We start from the raw sequence: 23,025 nt of genomic DNA, 5'->3' as shown, positions 1-23,025 counted from the left end.
GGCAGTAACACGAAGCACTAACGAGGATACGTTGTGGCAAAAGCGCAGGGCAGGGAAAACCACAGGGTAGCCGTCGTTACCGGCAGGCTCAGGACAGGACTCATTCTGGCACTGATCCTGCTGACGGGTTTGGGAGTGCGCCTTTTTCAGGTGCAGGCACTTGACCCCCAGGGAATGGCCGAAACAGCGGTCAGCGAACGGATCAGGAGCACCACGGTACCGCCCCTGCGCGGCAGCATTCTTGACTCCAACGGCAATTACCTCGCACGCAGCGTGGAGCGCTTCGACATTGTTGTGGACCAGACGCTCTCCCACGACTACGTCGAAGAGCAGGCGTACGAACGGCGCACTGCTGATGGCAAGGAAACCGTCTCCTTCGACCAAGCCTTTGATGAGCTGTCGGAAATCCTCGGCCAGGACGCGGAAACCCTGCGGGAAGCCGTGCTGGGGGACAACTCCTTCAATTTCGTGGCAAAAACGGTCACCCCGGAAACCAAGGACAAGGTCCTGGCGGTGAAATTCCCCGGCATTTACGCGGACCGGACCACGCTGCGCACCTATCCGTCCGGTGCGGTAGCGGGCTCTATCGTCGGCTTCCTGGGTACCGACGGTCCCCAGGAAGGCCTCGAGCTGACTCAGGATGACGTCCTGGCGGGGGAAGCCGGCAGCAAGACCTACGAAATCGGCGGCGACGGCATCCGCATTCCCTACGCCACCAATGAGGATGTCCCGGTGCGTGACGGAGACTCGGTGAAGCTCAGCATCGACCAGGACCTGCAGTGGTTTGCCCAGCAGACCATTGCCAGCCAGGTGGAGGATTACAACGCCGAGTGGGGCAACGTGGTCGTGGTCGAAGTCAAGACAGGGCGCATCATCACCATGGCGGAGTCCACCACCGTTGACCCCAACAACCCCGGTGAAACACCCCCTGAATTTCGGCAGCCGCTGTCCGTGACGGTTCCGTTTGAGCCGGGCTCCACCACCAAGGTCATTACGATGGCGGGCGCCCTGGAAGAGGGAATCATCAACCCGCTGTCCCAGTTCGAGATTCCGCCCACCTACACGGTTGACGGACAAACGTTCAAGGACGCCTTTGACCACGGCACAGTACACATGACGGCAGCCGGCATCCTCACCAAATCAATGAACACCGGCACCGTCATGATCGGCCAGCAGCTCTCACGGCAGGAGCGCTATGACTGGCTGCGCAAGTTCGGCTTCGGACAGCCGCTGAACGTGGGCCTTAACGGTGAAACGGTTGGTATCCTGGCCCAGCCGGATGACTGGGACACCCGCCAGCAGTACACGGTCCTCTTTGGCCAGGGCCTGGCCCAAACGGCTCTTCACACCGCCATGGTTTACCAGACCATCGGCAATGAGGGAGTGCGGCTGGCTCCGAGCCTTATCGACAGCTACATTTCAGCGGACGGCACTGAAACGCCCGCGGAAAAGGGCGAGTCCACCCGCGTGGTTTCGGAGGAAACTGCCCGTGAAGTCCAACACATGCTGGAGACGGTCACTGCTGAAGGATCCGGCAAGGGCGGCAAACTTGAGCAGTACCGGGTGGGTTCCAAGACCGGAACGGCCGAGGCGCCCTCCCACGGTGGCTATGACGGCTACACACTCTCCTATGCTGGTATTGCACCAATGGACGATCCGCAGTACGTGGTGGTCGTGACACTGCAGCGGCCCGAGGGATCACTGCAGGTTCTGGATCCGGGCAAGACTTTCAAGAAGGTCATGCAGCAGGTCCTGACCACCCGGCATGTGGCTCCGTCCGACTCGGAACCGGAGCTGTACCCCGTGGAGTACTGAGCCCGCGCCACAGCACGGGGCAGCGCCCGCTGACGCTGCCCGGCTGATTCTTTTTTCGAGTACCACGTCAATTTTCTGGAGCAATGCAGTGCCTACAAGTGATCAACGCAATCCGCAGCTGCCGGGGAGCGGAATGCGTCCGTCCGCTGTCGAGCCGGTGTCCCTGCGGGCGGCAGCGGCCGCACTCGCCGCAGCAGGTCTGCCCGGTGTTGAACCGGCACGCGCCGCAGACGCCGGAGCGGACATCATGCTCACCGGACTCACGATCAATTCACGTGAGGTCCATCCGGGTGATCTGTACGTCGCGCTGCCCGGCGCCCGCCACCACGGCGCCGTCTTTGGCGCTGCGGCGGCCGCAGCCGGTGCTGCCGCAGTGCTGACCGACGCGGACGGCGCTGCCCAGCTGGCTGAGCTGCCCGTTCCCGTGTACGTCACCGACGAGCCCCGCCGCCTGGTGGGTCCGCTGGCCGCAGCAGTCTTTGCGAGCAGGCCGCAGGACGGCAGCGCCCCCACCCTTTTTGGAGTGACGGGCACCAACGGCAAGACGACCACCACCTACTTCATCAATTCCCTGCTGGCCGCGCTGGGCAAAACCACCGGGCTGATCGGAACCATTGAGATCCTCGCCGGCGGAGAGCCCATCGCCAGTACCCTCACCACGCCGGAGTCTCCGCAGGTGCACGGGCTGCTGGCTCTGATGCGCGAAAAAGGCCTGGATGCGGCGGCCATGGAGGTGTCTTCCCACGCGATTTCCTACCGGCGCGTGGACGGCGTCGTCTTTGACGTTGCCGGCTTCACCAACCTCACCCAGGACCACCTGGACCTGCACGGTTCCATGGAAGAGTACTTTGCGGCCAAAGCCGGGCTCTTCCTTCCGGAGCGGGCTCAGCGTGCCGTCATTTGCGTCGACGATGAGTGGGGCGCACGCATGGCGGCCCAGGCGCCTGTCCCGGTGTGGACGCTGGCAACGCACGACGGCGGTGCCGAGGCAACCTGGCGCGTCACCGACATCGTGCGCGCCGGGCTCGGCCACCGCTTTATGCTGCGGGGCCCCGACGGCGCCGTCCTGCGGGCCGGAACCGGGCTTCCCGGGACGTTCAACGTCTCCAACGCCGCGCTGGCCGCGATCATGGTCCTGGCATCGGGTGTGGACATCGCCCGGCTCCAGGAAGCCCTGGACCGCAGCGATCCGTTCACCGTGGAGGTCCCCGGCCGGATGCAGCTGGTGGGCGAAGCGCCCGCCGCAATCGTGGATTTCGCCCACAACCCGGATGCCCTGGCGCGCACACTGGAATCGGTGCGCCGGGAACCCTCCGGGCCGGAAGCCGCGCCCGAGGCAGAGGTGGTTTCCGCCGCCGAGGCGCCGCGCGTCATTATTGTCTTCGGCGCCACCGGCCAGCGTGACCAGACCAAGCGCCCGCTCATGGGTGCCATCGCCGCACGGCTCGCGGACGTGGTGATCGTCACCGATGACGACCCCCATGACGAGGATGAGGCAACCATTCGTGCCGATGTCCTGGCCGGAGCGCGCAGCGCCCTTGATGGCGGAGATTTGTCCTGTGAAATCCTTGAAGTGGCACCACGGGCAGCGGCCATAGACCGCGCCGTGGCAATGGCCCGTCCGCAGGACACTGTGCTGGTGGCCGGCCGAGGACATGAAGTGTTCCAAGAAGTAAAAGGAGTGAATTTGGCCCTCGATGACCGTGTTGAACTGAGGAAGGCTTTGACACGGTACGGATTCCCTGTGCTGTCCGGCAACGGGGTAGAGTCCTAAAACGTCATGATTGAACTTAGTGCAGCAGATATAGCGGCAATTACGGGCGGCGAACTGATCGGCGGGGCCGTACAGGCAGCCGGGACGATCGTGAACTCGGCCACAACCGACTCCCGGGAAGTGTCCCCGGGTTCCCTCTTCATCGCCAAACCCGGCGAACAATCCGACGGCCACCTTTTCGTGGAAGCAGCGTTTGAGCGCGGGGCTGTCCTGGCACTCGTCGAGCGCCCCGTTCAGGACTCCTCGGGCGCCGTCTATCCGGCCGTTCAGGTTCCTGACGCGGTCCTGGCCATGGGCACGCTCGCAGCGGAGATTGTCCGCAGGCTCCGGGCCTCCGCACCGCTGACCGTCATCGGCATCACCGGATCAGCAGGCAAGACCACCACCAAGGACCTGCTCGCCGGCATCCTGCGAGCCGAAGGCGAAACCGTGGCTCCCGTGGGCTCCTACAACGGAGAGGTTGGCGTTCCGCTGACCATCTTCGGCGCGGATTACGGCACCCGGTACCTCGTCATGGAAATGGGTGCCACCGGTGTCGGGCACATCGAGTACCTCGCCTCCATGGTTCAGCCGGACATCGGTGTGGTGTTGTGCGTGGGCACCGCCCACGCCGGCGAATTCGGCGGCGTGGAGAACATTGCCCGGGCCAAGGGCGAAATGGTGGAGGCCCTTGCCCCCGGCGGGACCGCAGTGCTGAACGCCGATGACATCCGCGTGGCCGCCATGGCCTCCAGGGCCGGCAGCGGCGTCGACATCCTCTACTTCACCTCTTCTCCGGAAGAGGCACACGGCGCAAAGTCGGCGGTACGGGCCCTGGACGCCCGCACCGACGATCAGGGCCGTCCGGTCTTCACCCTCCGGTTCCCTGACGGCAGCGAGTATCCGGTGGAATCCGGCCTGATCGGCGCCCACCACACGGCCAACCTGCTGGCAGCCGCGTCGGCGGCCTTCGCGGCCGGCGTCCCCGCCGAACGGATTGCTTCCGGACTCTCGGGCCAGAAGGCGGCGAGCCGCTGGCGCATGGAACGCACCGACCGGCCCGACGGCGTCACCGTCATCAACGACGCGTACAACGCCAATCCGGAGTCGATGCGCGCTGCCCTGCGCACCCTGGCCGAACTCGGCCGGGGGCGCCGCACCTGGGCCGTGCTCGGCGAGATGCTTGAGCTCGGTGATGCTTCGGTAACCGAGCACGACGCCGTCGGCCGGTACGTGGTGCGCCTGAACATCTCCCACCTCGTCGTCGTCGGGACCGGAGCCCGCGCCATGCATACCGGCGCCGTCATGGAAGGCTCCTGGGGGGACGAGTCCATTTTCGTGGACACCCCCGAAGACGCAGAACGCCTCCTGGCTTCCTCACTGGAACCCGGTGACCTTGTCCTTTTCAAGTCCTCAAACGGCGCTGCACTGCGCCACCTCGGTGATCGGATAGCTTTGAACGCCCCATCTTCAACCTCCTCCCTGCCGCCGGCGTCCGCGCCGCAGCAAACCAGCCCGGGCACTGCCGGGGAAGCCGGAGGCGTTCAGTAGTGGTTTCCCTGCTTATCGGGTCGTCACTGGCTCTGATCTTTGCCCTCGCCGGCACCCCTCTGTTCATCCGTTTCCTGGTCAGGAAGAGTTACGGGCAGTTTGTCCGCGACGACGGCCCGACGTCGCACCACACCAAGCGCGGCACGCCCACCATGGGCGGTGCCGTCATTGTGGGCTCCGTGGTGGCCGCATACTTCATCACGCACCTGGTCAGCTTTGCGATCAACCCGGGCAGCTTCGGGCCGTCCGCGTCCGGGCTGCTGGTCCTGTTCCTGATGGTCGGCATGGGGCTTGTGGGCTTCATTGACGACTACACGAAGATTTCCCGCCAACGCAGCCTGGGGCTGAACGCCAAGGCGAAGATCATCCTGCAGACCCTCGTGGGGGTCGCGTTTGCCATCCTGGCCCTGAACTTCCCCAACGGGGAGGGCCGGACCCCGGCGTCCACCAGGATCTCCTTCATCCGCGACACCGGCCTTGACCTGGCCTTCGCGGGCACGCTGATCGGCGCCATCCTCTTCATCCTGTGGGCCAACCTGATCATCACCGGAACCACCAACGGCGTGAACCTGGCGGACGGACTGGACGGCCTGGCCGCAGGAGCCTCCATCCTGGTGTTCGGTGCCTACTTCCTGATTTCGTTCTGGCAGTCCAACCAGAGCTGCGGTGCGCCGCAATCCGGCAGCGTCTGCTACGAAGTCCGCGACCCGATGGATCTGGCCCTGCTGGCAGGAGCCATGGTCGGCGCGCTGATCGGTTTCCTCTGGTGGAACACCTCACCGGCCAAGATTTTCATGGGGGACACCGGTTCGCTCGCCATCGGCGGTGCCATTGCCGCCTTTGCCATCCTCTCCCGCACCGAACTGCTCCTGGTGATTCTTGCCGGCCTCTTTGTGATCATCACCTTGTCGGTGATCATTCAGGTGGGGTACTTCAAGCTGAGCGGCGGCAAACGCGTATTCAAAATGGCCCCGCTGCAGCACCACTTTGAGCTCAAGGGCTGGGCGGAAGTTACGGTGGTGGTCCGCTTCTGGATCGTCGCCGGGCTGTGCGTTGCCGTGGCCCTGGGCATCTTCTACGCGGAATGGGTGGTAGGAAATTGAGCGAACGCACTGATGCCGCAGCCGGAAGTTCCCGGCTGGATGAGCTGACCACCTGGGATGCGCCCTGGCGGGGACTGCGCGTTGTGGTGACGGGAATCGGACTGTCCGGATTCTCGGCCGCTGACACCCTGATCGAACTCGGCGCCCGTGTTGTGGTTGTGGACGCGCGCGACAACGAGGAGAACCGGGCCAAAGCGGACACCCTGCGCATCGTCGGTGCTGCCGACGTTCTGCTCGGCGCCGAGCACGCAGAAGCACTTCCCCTCGTGGAGGGCGAGCCCGCGGACCTGGTAGTGACGTCACCGGGCTTCAGCCCGGCACATCCGCTGATGGCGGCCGCCGCCGACGCCGGAATTCCGGTGTGGGGCGACGTCGAACTGGCGTGGCGGGTCCGCATCCGTGAAGGCCGCAAGACCGCGGAGTGGCTGACCATCACGGGAACCAACGGCAAGACCACCACCGTTTCCATGACCGAAAGCATGCTCCGGGCCGCGGGCCTGCGCGCCGTTGCCGCGGGCAACGTGGGAACCCCCATCTTGGATGCCATCCGTGATCCGGAGGGCTTTGACGTCATTGCCGTGGAGCTGTCCTCCTTCCAGCTTCACTGGTCCCACTCGCTCTCGCCGCTGGCGAGCGTGTGCCTGAACATCGCAGAGGACCATGTGGACTGGCACGGGTCCTACGAGGCCTACGCCGCGGACAAGGCGAAGATCTACGAGAACACCCGCGTTGCCTGCATCTACAACGCCGAGCAGGCCGAGACCGAGCACATGGTTGAAGAGGCGGACGTCATTGAAGGCTGCCGCGCCGTGGGATTCACCACGGGTATGCCGGCAGTGTCCATGGTGGGCATGGTGGAAAACCTCCTGGTGGACCGTGCGTTCATTGAACAGCGAAAGGACTCCGCCGCCGAACTGGCCTCCATGGCGGATCTGGGCGAGTACGCCCCGCGGCACATGGTGGCCAACGCCCTTGCCGCCGCGGCACTGGTCCGCGCCTACGGGGTGGAGCCGGTGGCAGTGCGGGACGGGCTGCGGGCCTATGATCCCGGCGCCCACCGGATCCAGCCGGTGGCCCGCCTGGACGACATTCTGTGGATCAACGATTCCAAGGCAACCAACCCGCACGCGGCTTCCGCTTCGCTGTCCGCTTTCCCCTCTGTGGTCTGGATTGCCGGGGGACTGTCGAAGGGGGTCACCTACGATGACCTCATCCGGGACCACGCGTCCCGGCTTCGCTCAGTCATCCTGATCGGCACCGACACGGCGGACCTTCGCACCGCACTGGCGCGACACGCCCCCGACGTCCAAGTGATTGACGCCGTGCCGCCCCACACTGGTGAAAGTGACGCAGCGGCAGATCCCAGCGGGGATGAGGTAATGGCTTTGGCCGTCGCCGCCGCAGCATTGCAAGCCCGGTCCGGAGACACTGTCCTGATGGCGCCCGCCGCGGCGTCCATGGACCAATTCGCGTCCTACGCGCACCGCGGGGACGCTTTCATCGAGGCCGTCCGCGGGTACGTGGAAGGACAGGCGCCGACTCCTAAGGAGCCCTAGATGGTCACTTCGTCCTCCGGGAAACCCCGCAAACCCGTGCTCCGTTCCAGCCGTCCGGCAGGCGGAGCCGGCGCTCCGGCCCGCACCCCGGCACCGTCCGCTCCGGAGCAGTCTTCCGCCGGACACAAGACGTCCGGCAGGGCCCCTGCCTCCGGCCGAAGCCCCCGAATCCGGAACGCCGGGAGCAAAACGCCGTCCCTGCTGGAACGCGGAATCGTGCTCCTGGAAGGGAGCCGGCGCAAAGCAACGGGCTCGGCCTACTACACCATCCTCGGCGCCTCACTGGCCCTGACAGCCATTGGCCTGATGATGGTGCTGTCCGCGTCCTCAGTGGAATCCATCGCTGCCTCGTCCGGCGAATCCATCAGCAGCACGTTCGGCTTCTTCATGAAGCAGGCCATGTTTGCAGCCCTGGGCGTCGTGGCCATGCTGGTGCTTTCCCGGCTGGGTCCCCAGAGCTACCGGAAGCTGGCCAAATGGGGCATGGCGCTGGCCCTCTTCCTGCTGATCCTGGTCTTTATCCCGGGCATCGGCGAGGAGGTCAACGGCAACCGGAACTGGATCAAAATCGGCCCCATCACCGGCCAGCCCTCCGAAGCGGCAAAGCTGGCCATGGCCATCTGGTTTGCCTCGGTGCTGTCCCTGCGGCAGAAGCTTCTGACCAACTGGAAGAATGTCGTGGTTCCGGTGGTGTTTCCGGGCGGTGCCCTGATCCTGGGGCTGGTCCTTATCGGCAAGGACCTCGGGACGGTCATCATCATGGGCCTGATCATGATTGCGGCCCTGTTCTTTGCCGGCACACCGCTGCGCTTCCTGGCCGGCATGGTTGGCCTGGGCGCAGTGGGAGCAATCCTGATGTCGCTGGTCAGCGGCAACCGCACCAGCCGGATCAGTGCCTGGCTGGGGCACGACTGCGGCGCAGGGCTGTGCGACCAGGCCAATGCCGGGATGTACGCGCTGGCCTCCGGCGGCTGGTTTGGCGTGGGCATAGGACAGAGCCGGCAAAAGTGGAGCTGGATCCCCGAAGCGCACAATGACTTCATCTTCGCCATCATCGGAGAAGAATTCGGGCTGCTGGGAACCCTGCTGATCGTGCTGCTCTTCGGCATCCTGGCGGTTGCCATCGTCCGGATGACCATGCGCCACACCGATCCCTTCATCCGGATCCTCTGCGGCTCCATCCTGGCCTGGATCATCGGACAGGCATCCGTGAACATCGCCATGGTGACGGGCCTGCTGCCCGTCATCGGCGTACCGCTGCCGTTCATCTCCTACGGCGGATCCTCCTTGACCTTTACGCTCGCGGCGGTGGGCGTCCTGCTTTCCTTTGCCCGCAAAATTCCAGAACACAAATTTTCCGAAAGTGAACCATCAGCTCCATGACGCAACGTCCCCTTTCCCTCGTCCTCGCCGGAGGCGGCACCGCCGGGCACATCAGTCCGCTGCTGGCGGTGGCCCGCGCCGTCCGGGAGTCCGCGCCGGAGGCCCGCATCAAAGTGGTGGGCACCGCCGCCGGCATGGAAACGCGGCTGGTACCCGCCGCAGGATTCGAGCTGGCCGTCATTGACCGCGTTCCCATGCCCCGCAAACCCGGCGGGGACCTGGTCCGGCTGCCGGGCCGGCTGCGGCGCGCCATTGCGCAGGCAGGCGAGATTCTTGACGAAGCCGCTGCCGACGTCGTCGTGGGAGTGGGCGGATACGTGTCCACTCCGGTGTACCTTGCCGCCCGGCGCCGGAAGCTCCCGATCATCGTGCATGAAGCCAATGCCCGCCCGGGACTGGCCAACCGCGTAGGTGCCCGCTTTGCCGACGTCGTCGGCACTGCCTTCGCTGAAACCAAACTGCCCGGCGCCCAGCTGGTGGGAATGCCGATGCGCCGCGAAATTGCGGAACTGGACCGCGCCGGCGCCCGCGCTGCCGCCCGGAAGGCCCTCGGCCTGGAACAGGACCGGCCCACCCTTGTGGTCACCGGGGGCTCCTCCGGAGCGGCCAGCATTAACCGGGCCGTGGAAGAGGCGCTTCCCGCCCTTGCTGCGGCCGGCATCCAAACCCTGCACATCACCGGGCGCGGCAAGCAGCTGAAGGCGGCCGACGGCGGATTGCTGGCTGCACCGTTCTATCGCCAGGTTGAATACGTGGACGGCATGGAACAGGCCTACGCCGCCGCGGACCTGCTGCTGGCCCGCTCCGGCGCCGGCACGGTGTGCGAAATCAGTGCCGTGGGCCTGCCCGCAGTCCTGGTGCCGCTGCCGCACGGAAACGGAGAACAGGCGCTGAATGCGGCCGGCCTTGTGGCCGCCGGGGGAGCACTGGTGGTTTCCGATGCACTCTTCACGGGAGCATGGATCTCGGACAAGCTGATACCTCTGCTGGCCGATCCGGCGGCGCTGGACGCCATATCAGCCGCTTCGGCGGCCGAAGGCATCCGTGATGCCGACCGCCGGATGGCGGAATTCATTCTCGACGCAAACGTAAGGTCACGCGCATGAGCACGCTGAAGCTCCAGGACCTGGGACGGGTGCATTTCATCGGGCTCGGCGGTGCCGGCATGTCCGCCGTCGCCCGGGTCATGATTGGCCAGGGAATGAAAGTTTCCGGCTCCGATTCCCGGGATTCGCCCGGGCTGCGCGCCCTGGAAGCCCTGGGCGCCACCGTGTTCGTGGGCCAGAAGGCAGCAAATGTGCAGGGCGCTGACACCGTGGTGGTTTCCACCGCCATCCGGGCCGAAAATCCTGAACTGGCTGCCGCCCGCGAGCTCGGCCTGCGGGTCATCCACCGCTCGGTGGCCCTCGCGGCAGCCATGGGGACCCAGGATGTGGTGGCCGTTGCCGGAACCCACGGCAAAACCACCACCACCGCCATGGTGACCGTCCTGCTGCGCGAAGCCGGGCTTGATCCCTCCTTCGCCATCGGCGGCGACGTTGCCGCCCTGGGAGTCAATGCGGCCTTCGGCAGCGGCAGCGTGTTCGTGGCTGAAGCCGATGAATCCGACGGCTCCTTCCTTAACTACCAGCCGCGCATCACCGTGATCACCAACGTTGAAGCCGACCATCTGGACCACTACGGCACCGAGGAAGCGGTCTTCGCTTCCTTTGACAAGTTTGTCCGGCTCCTGCCGGCGGACGGGCTGCTGGTGGCCTGTGCCGATGACCCCGGAGCTGCGGACGTGGTGCGCCGCTCCGGTGCCGCGCGGGTGCGCACCTACGGTTACAGCGAAAATGCCGACATCCGGATTACTGATACGCGCCCGCTGTCCAGCGGTTCCGTGTCTGTGCTCCGCTTCAGCCTTGACGGGTTGGAGTGCGAGCAGGAACTGCGGCTCCTGGTGCCCGGCGCGCACAATATCCGCAACGCGGCCGCCGCCTTCGCCGTGGGACTTGGGCTGGGCGTCGATCCGGCCCTGGCCGCAGCCGGGCTGTCGGTCTTCTCCGGTGCGGCCCGCCGCTTCGAAGCCAAGGGTGCCGAGCGCGGGGTGCGGGTCTTTGACGACTACGCGCACCATCCCACCGAGCTGGTGGCAGCACTGGAAGCGGCACGGACCGTTGCCGGAGACCACCGGGTGCACGTCCTGTTCCAGCCGCACCTGTTCAGCCGGACGCAGGCTTTTGCCGCGGAATTCGCCTCCGCGCTGGAACTTGCGGACAGCGTTGCCGTACTGGACATCTATGCCGCCCGGGAGGACCCGGTGCCCGGAGTTACCAGCGAACTGATCACCTCACGGGTGAACCGGCCCGGAGGCTATGCCCCGGATGCGGACCAGGCCGTGCGGGATATCTGCCGCCGCGCCGAGCCCGGAGACATCATCCTGACGGTGGGAGCCGGAGACGTCACCCGGTTTGGTGCCGTCCTGGTCCGCGCGCTGGCTGAAACAGCTGCAGCTGACACCGCCGCTGATACGGACGACGCCGGCACGGCCGGCGCTGCCGAAGCTCAGCCGGTGCCGCGGCAGGTTTCCCGTGGTTAGCCGGAAACCGCGCCGGCCCAAGGCCGATACCACCCGTGCGGTATCCGCCGGGGGCGGCACGGAGAACGGGCGCCGTTCCGGGCACGGGGAGCCGGAATCCCGGGGGAGGACCCCTCAGCGGGCCGCCGGCTCTTCCTTGTCTTCGGGGTCAGCGGCGTCTTCGGGGTCAGCCGCCGGCCCGGACAACGGCTATTCCCGGACTGCGACCGATACGGCTGCGCCGGACACCGTCACCGCAACCGTTTTGGCTTTTCCCGAGCCGCCGGTCCGCCGGCGCCGTCGCTGGCTCATCATCTCCGTCGTCTCCGTGCTGGTCGTGGTTGCCGCGTTCCTGGCCTTCCTGTTCCTGTCTCCGGCACTGGCGCTGAAGACAGTGACCGTGCAGGGGATTTCCCTGCTGTCCGAGGAACAGGTCAACAGTTCCCTGCAGCCCTTGATGGGCCGGCCCCTGACCACCATCGGTGATGACGACGTCGCCGCGCTCCTGGCCGACCGGCCCGAGGTGGCCGGGGTGCACGTTGTTGCCAAGCCGCCGCATGAGATTGAAGTGACCATTGCCGAACGTGTTCCGGTGGCTGTCCTGCAGAGCGGCACGGAGTTCCTGCTGATCGACCAGGAGGGCAGGGTCATCGGCTCGGCGGCCAACCGGACGCAGGCGCGGCTGCCGCTGATCGACGGCGGGACCGAGGCCGTGAACAGTGCCGTCTTCAGCACTGTCACCTCGGTGCTGTCCGTTCTTCCGGAGAAGGTGCTTGCGGAGCTGGACCACGCTTCGGCGTCGTCGGTTGATTCAGTGGAACTTAAGCTCCTCAACGGACAGACGGTATTCTGGGGGAGCGCCGAAGCCAATGTGGCCAAGGCGCGCGCTGTGGAAGCCCTGCTGCAGATGCCGGAAAAGGACCCTCCGGTCCGCGTCTTTGACGTCAGCACCCCCACTGCTCCTGTGACACGGTGATTTTTACCTCCTGCGGGAAAGAAAATTCCGACACGCGGCAGAGGTAATTGCACAACGGGTGTCAGCCCCATAGCGTCACAGGTAGAGCATTACTTGACATAACTATAACCTTCAACCAGAAGCTTAGACTTCCGGGCTGAAGGTTGCAGGTCAGGTTCAAGGTTTTTCGGCCGGAAATACTCCGGCCACCCAATGATCAGTTGCACAGATTCGAACAAGGGACACAGGACGTGGCAGCACCGCAGAATTACTTGGCCGTCATCAAGGTCGTCGGCATCGGCGGCGGTGGCGTGAACGCCGTAAATCGGATGATCGACGTGGGACTCCGCGGCGTGGAGTTCATCGCCATCAACACCGATGCACAGGCACTGCTGATGAGCGATGCCGACGTGAAGCTCGACGTCGGACGCGAACTCACGCGCGGCCTGGGCGCCGGTGCGGATCCCGAGGTGGGCCGCAAGGCCGCCGAGGATCACGCCGAAGAAATCGAAGAGGTCCTGCGCGGAGCGGACATGGTCTTCGTGACCGCAGGCGAGGGCGGCGGAACCGGTACCGGCGGCGCGCCCGTCGTGGCCCGCATCGCCCGTTCCCTAGGTGCCCTGACCATCGGTGTGGTGACGCGCCCCTTCACTTTCGAAGGCCGCCGCCGCTCCAATCAGGCTGAATCGGGCATCGACACGCTGCGCGAGGAAGTCGACACGCTCATCGTCATCCCCAATGACCGCCTGCTTTCCATCAGCGACCGCAACGTGTCCATGCTGGACGCCTTCCGTTCCGCAGACCAGGTGCTGCTTTCCGGTGTTCAGGGCATCACCGACCTCATCACCACTCCGGGCCTGATCAACCTCGACTTTGCCGATGTGAAGTCCGTCATGCAGGGTGCCGGTTCGGCCCTCATGGGTATCGGTTCGGCACGGGGAGAGGACCGCGCGGTCAAGGCTGCCGAGCTGGCTATCGCTTCTCCTCTGCTGGAAGCCTCGATTGACGGCGCACACGGTGTGCTGCTGTCCATCCAGGGCGGCTCCGATCTCGGCCTGTTCGAGATCAACGAGGCGGCCCGCCTGGTCCAGGAAGTGGCGCACCCCGAAGCCAACATCATCTTCGGTGCCGTCATTGACGACGCCCTGGGTGACGAAGCACGGGTCACCGTCATTGCTGCCGGATTCGATCAGGTGGACGTAACGTCCCAGCCGATCTCGCACAAGCCGGCCGAGCCGGTTGCACCGCCGGCCAGCGCTCCCGCCGTCGGCTATGCCGGTGCTGCGCCTGCTTCCGCCGGACTTTCGGCATGGTCGCAGCGCCCCACCCAGCACACTGATGTTCCCGCCGATGCAGGTTTTGACGTAGACCTGCCGGCAGTTGTTGAGTCCGACCTCTCCACGGGCCGGAACGATGACCTGGATGTCCCTGACTTCCTGAAGTAGCACCCGGTCCGGGCAGCAGTCCGGCCAACACACAGCAGCGAGGTTGTTCGACAATGTTTTGGTGGCAGGCACAGGCCGGTGACGGTCTGACGGTCGCGTTCACCAATACGGCGGCGGGCAACCTCGCTTTGCATGTGGGGGACGATCCGGCGCAGGTTCGACGCCGCAGGGCGGCGCTTGAGCAGCACATGGACGTTCCCGCCGGTTCGCTGGCGTTTGTGAACCAGGTGCATTCCAATGTGGTCGCAACTGTTCCCGGATTGCGGACGCCCGGTGCCGATTCCTCCCCGGTGTCATCCGAGGGGGATGTCTCTGCTGTGGAGGGTCCCGCTGTTGATGCCCCCACGGCGGACGCACTGCTGAGCCCGGACGGCTCCGTGCCGCTGGCTGTCATGGTGGCCGACTGCGTCCCCGTGGTCCTGGCCGGCCGTTCCGGCACCGGGGTGGTAACCGCCGTCGCGCACGCCGGCCGGCGCGGCCTGCTGGCCGGCATCCTGACGAACACCGTGCAGGAGATGCGTGCAGCCGGTGCGCTCAGCCTGCAGGCCTGGATTGGACCCGCTGTCTGCGGATCCTGCTACGAGGTTCCCCCGGCCATGCTGGAGGAGGCAGCCGAAATCCTTCCGGCAGTTCGCTCACGCACCCGCTGGGGCACGCCTGCCCTGGACCTGCCGGCCGGCGCCCAGGCGCAGCTGGGGGAGTTGGAGGTGGATGTCCTGCGCGTCGGCGGATGCACCCTGGAATCGGATGACCTCTACTCGCACCGCCGCAGCAGCGCCGCAGGGCGCTTCGCCGGCCTCATTTGGAGATGAGCCCATGACGAACAGCACCACCGCTGCGGAGCGATCCGCTGAACTCGCAGCCCGGCTGGACCGGGTGCGCACGCGCATTCAGTCAGCTGTGCACGGCCGGGCCGCTCCCACCCTGATTGTGGTCACCAAGTACTTCCCGGCCAGCGACGTGGAGCTGCTGGCCGGCCTGGGCGTCACAGACGTCGGAGAGAACAAGGACCAGGAAGCCGCCGCCAAGGCTGAGGCCACGGCCAGCCTGCCCCTGAACTGGCATTTCGTCGGGCAGCTGCAAACCAACAAGGCCAAATCAGTGGTTCGTTACGCCGCCGCCGTGCACTCGGTGGACCGGGACTCGCTCGTCCGGGCACTGGGCAAGGCGATGGCCGGGGAACAGCAGCGACGCGACGCCGCAGGGCTGCCTCCCCGGGACGCGCTGGAGTGCTTTCTCCAGGTGGACCTGAGGACCCCGGAAGCCGCCGGTGCCGGTGACGGAACGACGTCCGCAGCCGGACGCGGGGGAGCGCAGCCCGGCGAGATTCCTCTTTTGGCCGACGCGGTGGCCGCCGCTCCGGGACTGCGGCTGGCCGGCCTGATGGCCGTGGCCCCGCTGGGAGCTGACCCGGAGGAAGCCTTTGCCTCGCTCAAGGAGTTGTCCGACCAGCTGCGCAGAAACCACCCGGAAGCAGGTGCGATCTCTGCCGGCATGAGCGGGGATCTGGAAGCCGCACTGGCGCACGGGGCGACACACCTGAGGGTCGGCTCCGATATTCTGGGGCAGCGCCCCCCGGTGCGGTAGCGTTTATTGGAAGTAAGTCTCTCATTTGGCGAGAGACGGGTGCTACGGCGCTGAAGTTTTATGAAGGAGCAACCATGGCTGGCGCAATGCGCAGGACAATGATCTATCTTGGCCTTGCCGACGGTGAAGAGCCCTACGAGTCTGAGCAGAAGAGCCAGCGGGAAGCTCCGGTGCGCAGCACCGAGGAGTATGTCCCCGACTATGAGCGGACTGAGCGCGTCGAACGTGCCGAGCGGTCCGAGGAGGCCGAGCCCGCCGCCGCACCCGTGGCACGGACTGCCGTCGAAGAATACCGCGCCCCGGTCACCCCCATCAAACGAGTTCAGTCATCCCGAGAGGAAGTGGATGGCTTGCGCCAGATCACCACAGTCCATCCCCGTTCCTACAACGACGCCAAGATCATCGGTGAGAGCTTTCGCGACGGCATCCCCGTCATCATGAACGTCACCGACATGGGTGAAGCGGATGCAAAGCGTCTTGTCGATTTCTCTGCTGGTCTGGTCTTTGGCCTGCGCGGTAGCATTGAGCGCGTGACCAACAAAGTCTTTCTCCTGTCGCCGTCCTATGTGGAGGTGTTGGGAGATGACAAAAAGGTCAGCGAATCCCAGTCGGCATTCTTCAACCAGAGCTGACCGCATCCCCGCAGCAGCGGGGTCACTGCGGAACGCTGAGGCTTCCCCGGAAACGAAACCACACGCGTGAGTATTATTTTTTCCCTGCTGTATGTCCTGCTGGTGCTCTTTCAGTTTGCCCTGATACTGAGGATTGTTTACGACGCAGTGCAGATCTTCGCGCGCCAGTGGCGCCCGAAAGGTCCCGCACTGGTTCTGGCCTCGGCTATCTACGGTGTCACCGATCCGCCGATCCGCCTGTTGCGCAGGTTCATCCCCCCGTTGCGGCTCGGCGGAATTTCGCTGGACCTGGCCTTCATTGTGCTGTTCATCGTGGTGGCGATCGCCAAAGCGGTCGTGGCCAACGGCATCGCCTAGCAGCAGCCTCAATCCGGCGGACGTTAGCATTCCCCACCCGGCAGATATACTGTGAAAAGCAATAAGTCTCCTTGGAATTTATGTTCGTTGGATTCTGTACGTAGAACCGTCTGCCTGACTCGCAGGCGAATCTTATAAACCAGTGTGAGGTGACCAGATGGCTCTGACGCCAGAAGATGTTGTTAATAAGCGGTTCCAGCCGACCAAGTTCCGTGAGGGCTACGATCAGGACGAGGTTGACGATTTCCTTGATGAGATCGTGATTGAGCTCCGCCGCCTGAACGCAGAGAATGAAGACCTCCGCACCCAGCTCGCTGAATGCGTTGCCGGTTCCAAGAGTGGAACTTCAGCAGGCACCAAGAGCGAAAGCTCCGTTCCCGCACCGGTTTCGGCCGCTGCCAAGACCGGACAGGTCACGGCGCCGGTCAAGGAAGAGAAGAAGTCGGGTTCGGTCAAGGCCGAGTCTGCCAAGTCCGACGGGTCCAAGGCTGCGGCTGCGCAGACCTCCACGGCCCCGGCCAAGCCTGCGGCTGTGGCTGCTGCGGCTTCCGCACCTGCTGCCGGCACTTCTGCAAGCGCCGTCAGCGAGACGGAGACCGCCGCCGGAATTCTCGCCATGGCCCAGAAGATGCATGACGACTACGTCGGCGCCGGCGTTGAGCAGCGCGACAAGATCATCGCTGAAGCGCAGCTCGAAGCCACCGGCCTCATCACCGATGCCGAGGACAAGAGCGCCAAGATCCTCAACAGCCTGGAACAGCAGAAGGCTACCCTGGAGCGCAAGGTCGAGCAGCTGCGCGGTTTCGAGCGCGACTACCGTTCACGTTTGAAGGCCTACATTGAAGGCCAGCTGCGTGACCTGGACGCCAGCGGCACCGTTGCTTCGGAGACGGCTGACGCCTAACCTGCGGAACCAGGGCACCACGGGTGCACTAAACTGAAAATATGCACGGGCCGGCTGGCCGGGACGCCCCGGTCCGCCGGCCCGTTGTCTTGGCGCCCCGGCGTCCCCGGTGAAGCGACCCAACGAATGAAAGCACCATGACTAAATCTTCTGAGGAACCCGTGGCCGCAAGTGCCGCAGGCGGTCCCGGCGCGCATGTCCGCCCGGCCTGGTCCGGTTATGCCCTGCTCATGGCAGGTTGTGCCGTTCTGGGACTGGGCATTGACCAACTCACCAAATGGTGGGTGGAGAGCACCATGCGCCTGGGCGAAGTCACGGACGTTCTGCCTCCCGTGCTGCGGTGGCACTACATCCTCAACCCCGGCGCCGCCTTCTCCATCGGCACCGACTACACCTGGGTGTTCACCATCATCATGGTCGCTGTCTGCGCCTTCCTGATCTACCTCATGCTCAAGGTCCGGTCCGTATCCTGGGCCGTTGCCCTGGGCCTGGTTCTGGGCGGAGCGATGGGGAACCTCACGGACCGGCTGTTCCGGGAACCCTCGTTCGGCCAGGGACACGTGGTGGACTTTATTGCGCTGCCCAACTTCGCCATCTTCAACATTGCCGATTCCTGCGTGGTATGCGGCGTGATCCTGGTCTGCCTGCTGACCCTTCGGGGAGTGGGCATGGACGGACAGCGGACCCCCTCCGAGACAAAGCAGGATCCTGCGGCGGAGGCAGCGGAGGGTTCCGGCCCCGGCATCGTGGGCGGAACAGCAACACCTGCACGGGAAACCGGCACCACAGATACAACGAACGGCGAAAGCAACAAATGAACGAGATCCACACCGTCCTTTCGATTCCTGACGACGCCGACGGCAAACGCGCCGACGCGGTCCTCGCCAAACTCCTGGAAGTCTCACGCTCCACCGCCGCCGCCTGGTTCACCGACGGCTACTTCAGCAAGGGGGGCCGGCCGCTGGACAAGTCGGACCGGCTCTCCGCGGGAGACCGGGTGGCCGTGGACATTCCGGAGCAGCGCGACCCGCTCGCCGTCGTCGTCGAGCCGGTGGAGGGCCTGAAGATCCTGGCGGACGACGAACATTTTGTGGTCATCGACAAGCCCGTGGGCGTGGCTGCCCACCCCTCACCGGGCTGGGTGGGGCCCACCGTGGTGGGCGGTCTGGCCGCTGCCGGCTACCGCATTTCCACCTCCGGGTCCCCGGAACGGCAGGGCATCGTCCACCGCCTGGACGTGGGAACATCCGGTGCCATGGTGGTGGCCAAAACCGAACACGCTTACACGCTGCTGAAGCAGGCCTTCAAGGAGCGGACCGTGGAGAAGATGTACCACGCCGTGGTCCAGGGGCTGCCGGATCCGCTGCGCGGCACCATCGACGCGCCGATCGGCCGCCACCCTTCCTATGACTGGCGCTTTGCGGTGCTGGAAGGCGGCCGTCCCTCCGTCACCCACTATGAGGTGCTGGAAGCCTTCGGAAAGGCCTCCCTGGTGGAAGTCCACCTGGAGACCGGACGCACGCACCAGATCCGCGTACATTTCTCCGCGCTGCGCCATCCCTGTGCCGGAGATCTCACCTACGGTGCGGAAGCCAAGCTCGCAGCCGAGCTGGGCCTCACCCGGCAGTGGCTGCATGCCCGGAAGCTGGCGTTTACTCACCCCGGCACCGGTGAACGCGTGGAAGTCATCAGCGAATATCCCCAGGACCTCCAGTACGCGCTGGACGCCCTGCAGCGCGGGGACGTCTGAGGCACTGAGCACATGCCGGGTCGGCGGGCGGCGTGCCGTCCGGTGCCCGCCCCGCCCGGGCCTAGAATAGTTCGGTGGCTTCAGCAACTTCTTCGAAATCGTTTGTCCATCTTCACAACCACACCGAGTACTCCATGCTGGACGGTGCGGCCCGCCTGACGGATCTCTTCAGCCACGCTGAGGAGCTGGGCATGAACGCCGTGGCCACCACCGACCACGGTTTCGTGTTCGGGGCCTTCGACTTCTGGAACAAGGCCCGCAACGCCGGCATCAAACCGATCGTCGGTGTGGAGGCCTACCTGACGCCGGGTACGGCACGGGCGGACAAGACCCGCGTGAAATGGGGCGACGGCGGACGCAACGACGTCTCCGGCGCCGGCGCCTACACGCACATGACCATGTGGTCCGAGACCACCGAGGGCATGCACAACCTCTTCCGGATGTCCTCCCTGGCGTCCCTTGAAGGATTCCTCTACAAGCCGCGCATGGACCGGGACCTGCTCCAGACGTACGGCAAGGGCCTCATCGCCACCACCGGCTGCCCCTCCGGCGAGGTCCAGACCAAGCTGCGCCTGGGCCTTTACAAGGAAGCCGTCCAGGCAGCCTCGGACTTCCGGGACATCTTCGGAAAAGACAACTTCTTCTGCGAGCTGATGGACCACGGCCTGGACATCGAGCGCAACGTCCAGGCGGACCTGATCAAGCTGGCCCGCGAGCTGCAGCTGCCGCTGGTGGCCACCAATGACCTGCACTACACGCACGCTGAGGACGCCTCCGCGCACGCCGCGCTGCTGTGTGTGCAGTCCGGTTCCTCCCTCGCGGACCCCAAGCGCTTCAAGTTCGACGCCGACGAGTTCTACCTGAAGTCCCCGGCGGAAATGCGGGCCATCTTCCGCGACTACCCGGACGCCTGCGACAACACCCTGCTCATTGCCGAGCGGTGCGATGTGGAATTCAACACCAAAGCCAACTACATGCCGCGGTTCCCCACCCCCGAAGGGGAAAACGAGGAATCCTGGTTCGTCAAGGAAGTCGAAAAGGGTCTGCATTACCGCTACCCGGCCGGCATTCCCGATGCCGTCCGCAAGCGCGCCGACTATGAAGTGGGCATCATCGCCCAGATGGGTTTCCCGGGATACTTCCTGGTGGTGGCCGACTTCATCAACTGGGCCAAGGAAAACGGCATCCGGGTGGGCCCGGGCCGAGGCTCCGGTGCCGGTTCCATGGCCGCTTACGCCATGCGCATCACCGATCTCGATCCGCTGCAGCACGGCCTGATCTTCGAGCGCTTCCTGAACCCGGACCGCGTCTCCATGCCTGACTTCGACGTCGACTTCGATGATAGGCGCCGCTCCGAAGTGATCCACTACGTCACCGAGAAGTACGGTGATGAGCGCGTGGCCATGATCGTCACTTACGGCACCATCAAGGCCAAGCAGGCGCTGAAGGACTCCTCGCGTGTCATGGGTTATCCGTTCTCCGTGGGAGAGCGCCTGACGAAGGCCATGCCGCCGGACGTCATGGGCAAGGGTCTGTCCCTGCAGGATGTCCACAACAAGGAAGCCAAGCGCTACGGCGAGGCCGAAGAGCTGCGCGAACTGCTGCGCACCGATCCCGACTCGCAGCGTGTCTTCGACACCGCGCTCGGATTGGAAGGCCTCAAGCGGCAGTGGGGCGTGCACGCTGCCGGCGTGATCATGTCCTCCGACCCGCTGATCGACATTGTCCCGATCATGCGCCGCGAGCAGGACGGGCAGGTCATTACGCAGTTCGACTACCCCACCTGCGAAGGCCTGGGGCTGATCAAGATGGACTTCTTGGGCCTGCGGAACCTGACGATCGTCTCCGACGCCGTGGAGAACATCAAGAACAACCGCGGCGAGGACCTGGTCCTGGAAGACCTGCCACTGGATCTGAAGGAGGCCTACGACCTCCTGGCCAGCGGCGACACCCTCGGCGTGTTCCAGCTCGACGGCGGGCCCATGCGTTCGCTGCTCAAGAGCATGCGCCCGGACAACTTCGAAGACATCTCCGCCGTCATCGCCCTGTACCGGCCGGGCCCCATGGGTGCGAACTCGCACACCAACTACGCCCTGCGCAAAACCGGACAGCAGGAAATCACTCCGATCCATCCGGAGCTTGAGGAACCGCTGGCGGAGATCCTGGGGACCACCTACGGCCTGATTGTCTATCAGGAGCAGGTTATGGCCATCGCCCAGAAGGTGGCCGGCTTCAGCCTTGGACAGGCCGACATTCTGCGCCGTGCCATGGGTAAGAAGAAGAAGTCCGAGCTGGACAAGCAGTACGCCGGATTCCACCAGGGCATGATCGACCGCGGCTACTCGGAGGCGGCCATCAAGGCGCTCTGGGACATCCTGCTGCCGTTCTCCGACTACGCCTTCAACAAGGCGCACTCGGCTGCCTACGGCGTCGTCTCTTACTGGACTGCCTACCTGAAGGCGCAGTATCCGGCCGAATACATGGCCGCCCTGCTCACCTCCGTGGGTGATGACAAGGACAAGCTGGCCATGTACCTGAACGAATGCCGCAAGATGGGCATCACGGTGCTGCCGCCGGACGTGAATGAATCGTCAGTGAACTTCACCCCGGTCGGCAAGGACATCCGCTTTGGCATGGGGGCCATCCGCAACGTCGGCGCCAACGTGGTGCAGTCCATGGTGTCCGCCCGCGAGGAAAAGGGGGCGTTCACCAACTTCAAGGACTTCCTGATGAAGGTCCCTGCGGTGGTCTGCAACAAGCGCACCATCGAATCCCTGATCAAGGCCGGCGCTTTTGACTCGATGGGCCACGCGCGGCGTCCGCTGGCCATGATCCACGAAGAGGCGATCGATTCCGTCGTCGTCCTCAAGCGCAACGAAGCCGTGGGCCAGTTTGACCTCTTTGCCGCGATTGCGGACCAGGAGCCGGAAGACTCGATCAGCATCGAGATTCCGGACCTGCCGGAGTGGGAGAAAAAGGACAAGCTTTCCTTCGAGCGGGACATGCTGGGCCTGTACGTCTCGGACCATCCGCTGCAGGGCCTTGAGGGCATCCTCAGCCAGCACGCGGATTCGTCCATCACGAACATTGTGGGAGAGGAAGGCCCGCCCGACGGCGCCATTGTCACCATTGCCGGCATGATCACCTCGCTGCAGCGCAGGATTGCCAAGAACAGCGGCAACGCCTACGCCCGGTGCGAGATCGAGGACCTGGCCGGCTCCATGGAAGTCATGTTCTTCGGCCAGGTGTACGGCCCGATTGCCGCAGTCCTGGCCGAGGACCTCATCGTGGTGGTCCGCGGCCGGCTCCAGCGGCGCGACGACGGTGCCGTCACCCTGAACGCGCAGGAGCTCACCGTTCCGGACCTGAGTGAGGGCCATTCCGGGCCGGTGGTCATCTCCATGGCCACCTACAAGGCCACGGAAACCGTGGTAACCCAGCTCGGGGACGTGCTCCGCACCCACCCCGGCACCTCCGAGGTGCAGATCAGGCTCAACGGATCCCGCACCGTGGAAGTCATGAAACTTGGCGTTGACATGCGCGTGAACCCCACGCCGTCGTTGTTCGGTGATCTGAAGGTCCTGCTCGGCCCGGCCTGCCTGGATGTCTAGTACCGGCACCGCCGGGCGAACCCCGTAACTGAAAGACCTCCGGGTTGGCGGCTCTGATGAGCC

General features: G+C 65.0%; 18 protein-coding genes. All 18 read left to right on the top strand.

The window, feature by feature from the left end; translation table 11 throughout:
- Positions 1 to 33: 33 nt before the first annotated feature.
- On the top strand, positions 34 to 1,815 hold the full coding sequence (locus AC4D2Q_RS15235; RefSeq protein WP_490924942.1) for a peptidoglycan D,D-transpeptidase FtsI family protein: 1,782 nt from the start codon (positions 34 to 36) through the stop codon (positions 1,813 to 1,815).
- A gap of 133 nt (positions 1,816 to 1,948) precedes the next feature.
- On the top strand, positions 1,949 to 3,589 hold the full coding sequence (locus AC4D2Q_RS15230; RefSeq protein ID WP_490947322.1) for a UDP-N-acetylmuramoyl-L-alanyl-D-glutamate--2,6-diaminopimelate ligase: 1,641 nt from the start codon (positions 1,949 to 1,951) through the stop codon (positions 3,587 to 3,589).
- A 6-nt stretch (positions 3,590 to 3,595) separates the two neighbouring features.
- Positions 3,596 to 5,119: a UDP-N-acetylmuramoyl-tripeptide--D-alanyl-D-alanine ligase gene (locus AC4D2Q_RS15225; RefSeq protein WP_490947321.1), complete on the top strand. Its 1,524-nt coding sequence runs from the start codon at positions 3,596 to 3,598 to the stop codon at positions 5,117 to 5,119.
- The gene (mraY, locus tag AC4D2Q_RS15220; protein WP_490947320.1) at positions 5,119 to 6,222 is read left to right on the top strand and encodes a phospho-N-acetylmuramoyl-pentapeptide-transferase; all 1,104 of its coding nucleotides are present in this window, start codon (positions 5,119 to 5,121) and stop codon (positions 6,220 to 6,222) included. Before AC4D2Q_RS15225 ends, mraY begins: the two co-directional genes overlap by 1 nt.
- On the top strand, positions 6,204 to 7,778 hold the full coding sequence (gene murD, locus AC4D2Q_RS15215; RefSeq protein ID WP_490924946.1) for a UDP-N-acetylmuramoyl-L-alanine--D-glutamate ligase: 1,575 nt from the start codon (positions 6,204 to 6,206) through the stop codon (positions 7,776 to 7,778). Before mraY ends, murD begins: the two co-directional genes overlap by 19 nt.
- Positions 7,779 to 9,161 (top strand): putative lipid II flippase FtsW, encoded by a 1,383-nt coding sequence (ftsW, locus tag AC4D2Q_RS15210; RefSeq protein WP_490947319.1) that lies wholly within the window; start codon positions 7,779 to 7,781, stop codon positions 9,159 to 9,161. It abuts the gene before it with no gap.
- Positions 9,158 to 10,267 carry an undecaprenyldiphospho-muramoylpentapeptide beta-N-acetylglucosaminyltransferase gene (gene murG, locus AC4D2Q_RS15205; RefSeq protein ID WP_490947318.1) on the top strand — a complete coding sequence of 370 codons (1,110 nt, stop codon included), beginning with the start codon at positions 9,158 to 9,160 and terminating at the stop codon, positions 10,265 to 10,267. The genes ftsW and murG overlap by 4 nt, the downstream gene beginning before the upstream one ends.
- The gene (gene murC / locus AC4D2Q_RS15200; RefSeq protein WP_490947317.1) at positions 10,264 to 11,742 is read left to right on the top strand and encodes a UDP-N-acetylmuramate--L-alanine ligase; all 1,479 of its coding nucleotides are present in this window, start codon (positions 10,264 to 10,266) and stop codon (positions 11,740 to 11,742) included. Before murG ends, murC begins: the two co-directional genes overlap by 4 nt.
- Before the next feature lie 136 nt (positions 11,743 to 11,878).
- Complete coding sequence (locus AC4D2Q_RS15195; protein ID WP_490947316.1) at positions 11,879 to 12,697, top strand: cell division protein FtsQ/DivIB; 819 nt, start codon at positions 11,879 to 11,881, stop codon at positions 12,695 to 12,697.
- 230 nt (positions 12,698 to 12,927) lie between these two features.
- The gene (ftsZ, locus tag AC4D2Q_RS15190; protein ID WP_400932865.1) at positions 12,928 to 14,121 is read left to right on the top strand and encodes a cell division protein FtsZ; all 1,194 of its coding nucleotides are present in this window, start codon (positions 12,928 to 12,930) and stop codon (positions 14,119 to 14,121) included.
- A gap of 53 nt (positions 14,122 to 14,174) precedes the next feature.
- Complete coding sequence (locus AC4D2Q_RS15185) at positions 14,175 to 14,933, top strand: purine nucleoside phosphorylase YfiH/LACC1 family protein (protein ID WP_490947315.1); 759 nt, start codon at positions 14,175 to 14,177, stop codon at positions 14,931 to 14,933.
- Between the two features lie 4 nt (positions 14,934 to 14,937).
- Entirely contained in the window at positions 14,938 to 15,708 is a 771-nt protein-coding gene (locus tag AC4D2Q_RS15180; RefSeq protein ID WP_490947314.1) for a YggS family pyridoxal phosphate-dependent enzyme, read from the top strand.
- Between the two features lie 74 nt (positions 15,709 to 15,782).
- Positions 15,783 to 16,340: a cell division protein SepF gene (locus AC4D2Q_RS15175; RefSeq protein WP_490924953.1), complete on the top strand. Its 558-nt coding sequence runs from the start codon at positions 15,783 to 15,785 to the stop codon at positions 16,338 to 16,340.
- Between the two features lie 66 nt (positions 16,341 to 16,406).
- Positions 16,407 to 16,697: a YggT family protein gene (locus AC4D2Q_RS15170; protein WP_490924954.1), complete on the top strand. Its 291-nt coding sequence runs from the start codon at positions 16,407 to 16,409 to the stop codon at positions 16,695 to 16,697.
- Positions 16,698 to 16,854: 157 nt separating this feature from the next.
- Complete coding sequence (locus AC4D2Q_RS15165; protein ID WP_490947313.1) at positions 16,855 to 17,601, top strand: DivIVA domain-containing protein; 747 nt, start codon at positions 16,855 to 16,857, stop codon at positions 17,599 to 17,601.
- 137 nt (positions 17,602 to 17,738) lie between these two features.
- Positions 17,739 to 18,419 carry a signal peptidase II gene (lspA, locus tag AC4D2Q_RS15160; protein WP_490947312.1) on the top strand — a complete coding sequence of 227 codons (681 nt, stop codon included), beginning with the start codon at positions 17,739 to 17,741 and terminating at the stop codon, positions 18,417 to 18,419.
- Positions 18,416 to 19,351 carry an RluA family pseudouridine synthase gene (locus tag AC4D2Q_RS15155; RefSeq protein WP_490947311.1) on the top strand — a complete coding sequence of 312 codons (936 nt, stop codon included), beginning with the start codon at positions 18,416 to 18,418 and terminating at the stop codon, positions 19,349 to 19,351. The genes lspA and AC4D2Q_RS15155 overlap by 4 nt, the downstream gene beginning before the upstream one ends.
- Before the next feature lie 74 nt (positions 19,352 to 19,425).
- Positions 19,426 to 22,962 (top strand): DNA polymerase III subunit alpha, encoded by a 3,537-nt coding sequence (gene dnaE, locus AC4D2Q_RS15150; protein WP_490947310.1) that lies wholly within the window; start codon positions 19,426 to 19,428, stop codon positions 22,960 to 22,962.
- Positions 22,963 to 23,025: the final 63 nt, after the last annotated feature.

The sequence above is a fragment of the Arthrobacter sp. TJ-178 genome (assembly GCF_058269275.1).
Note: the sequence above shows the minus strand (reverse complement) of the source record. Positions and strands in the feature narration are given on the sequence as shown.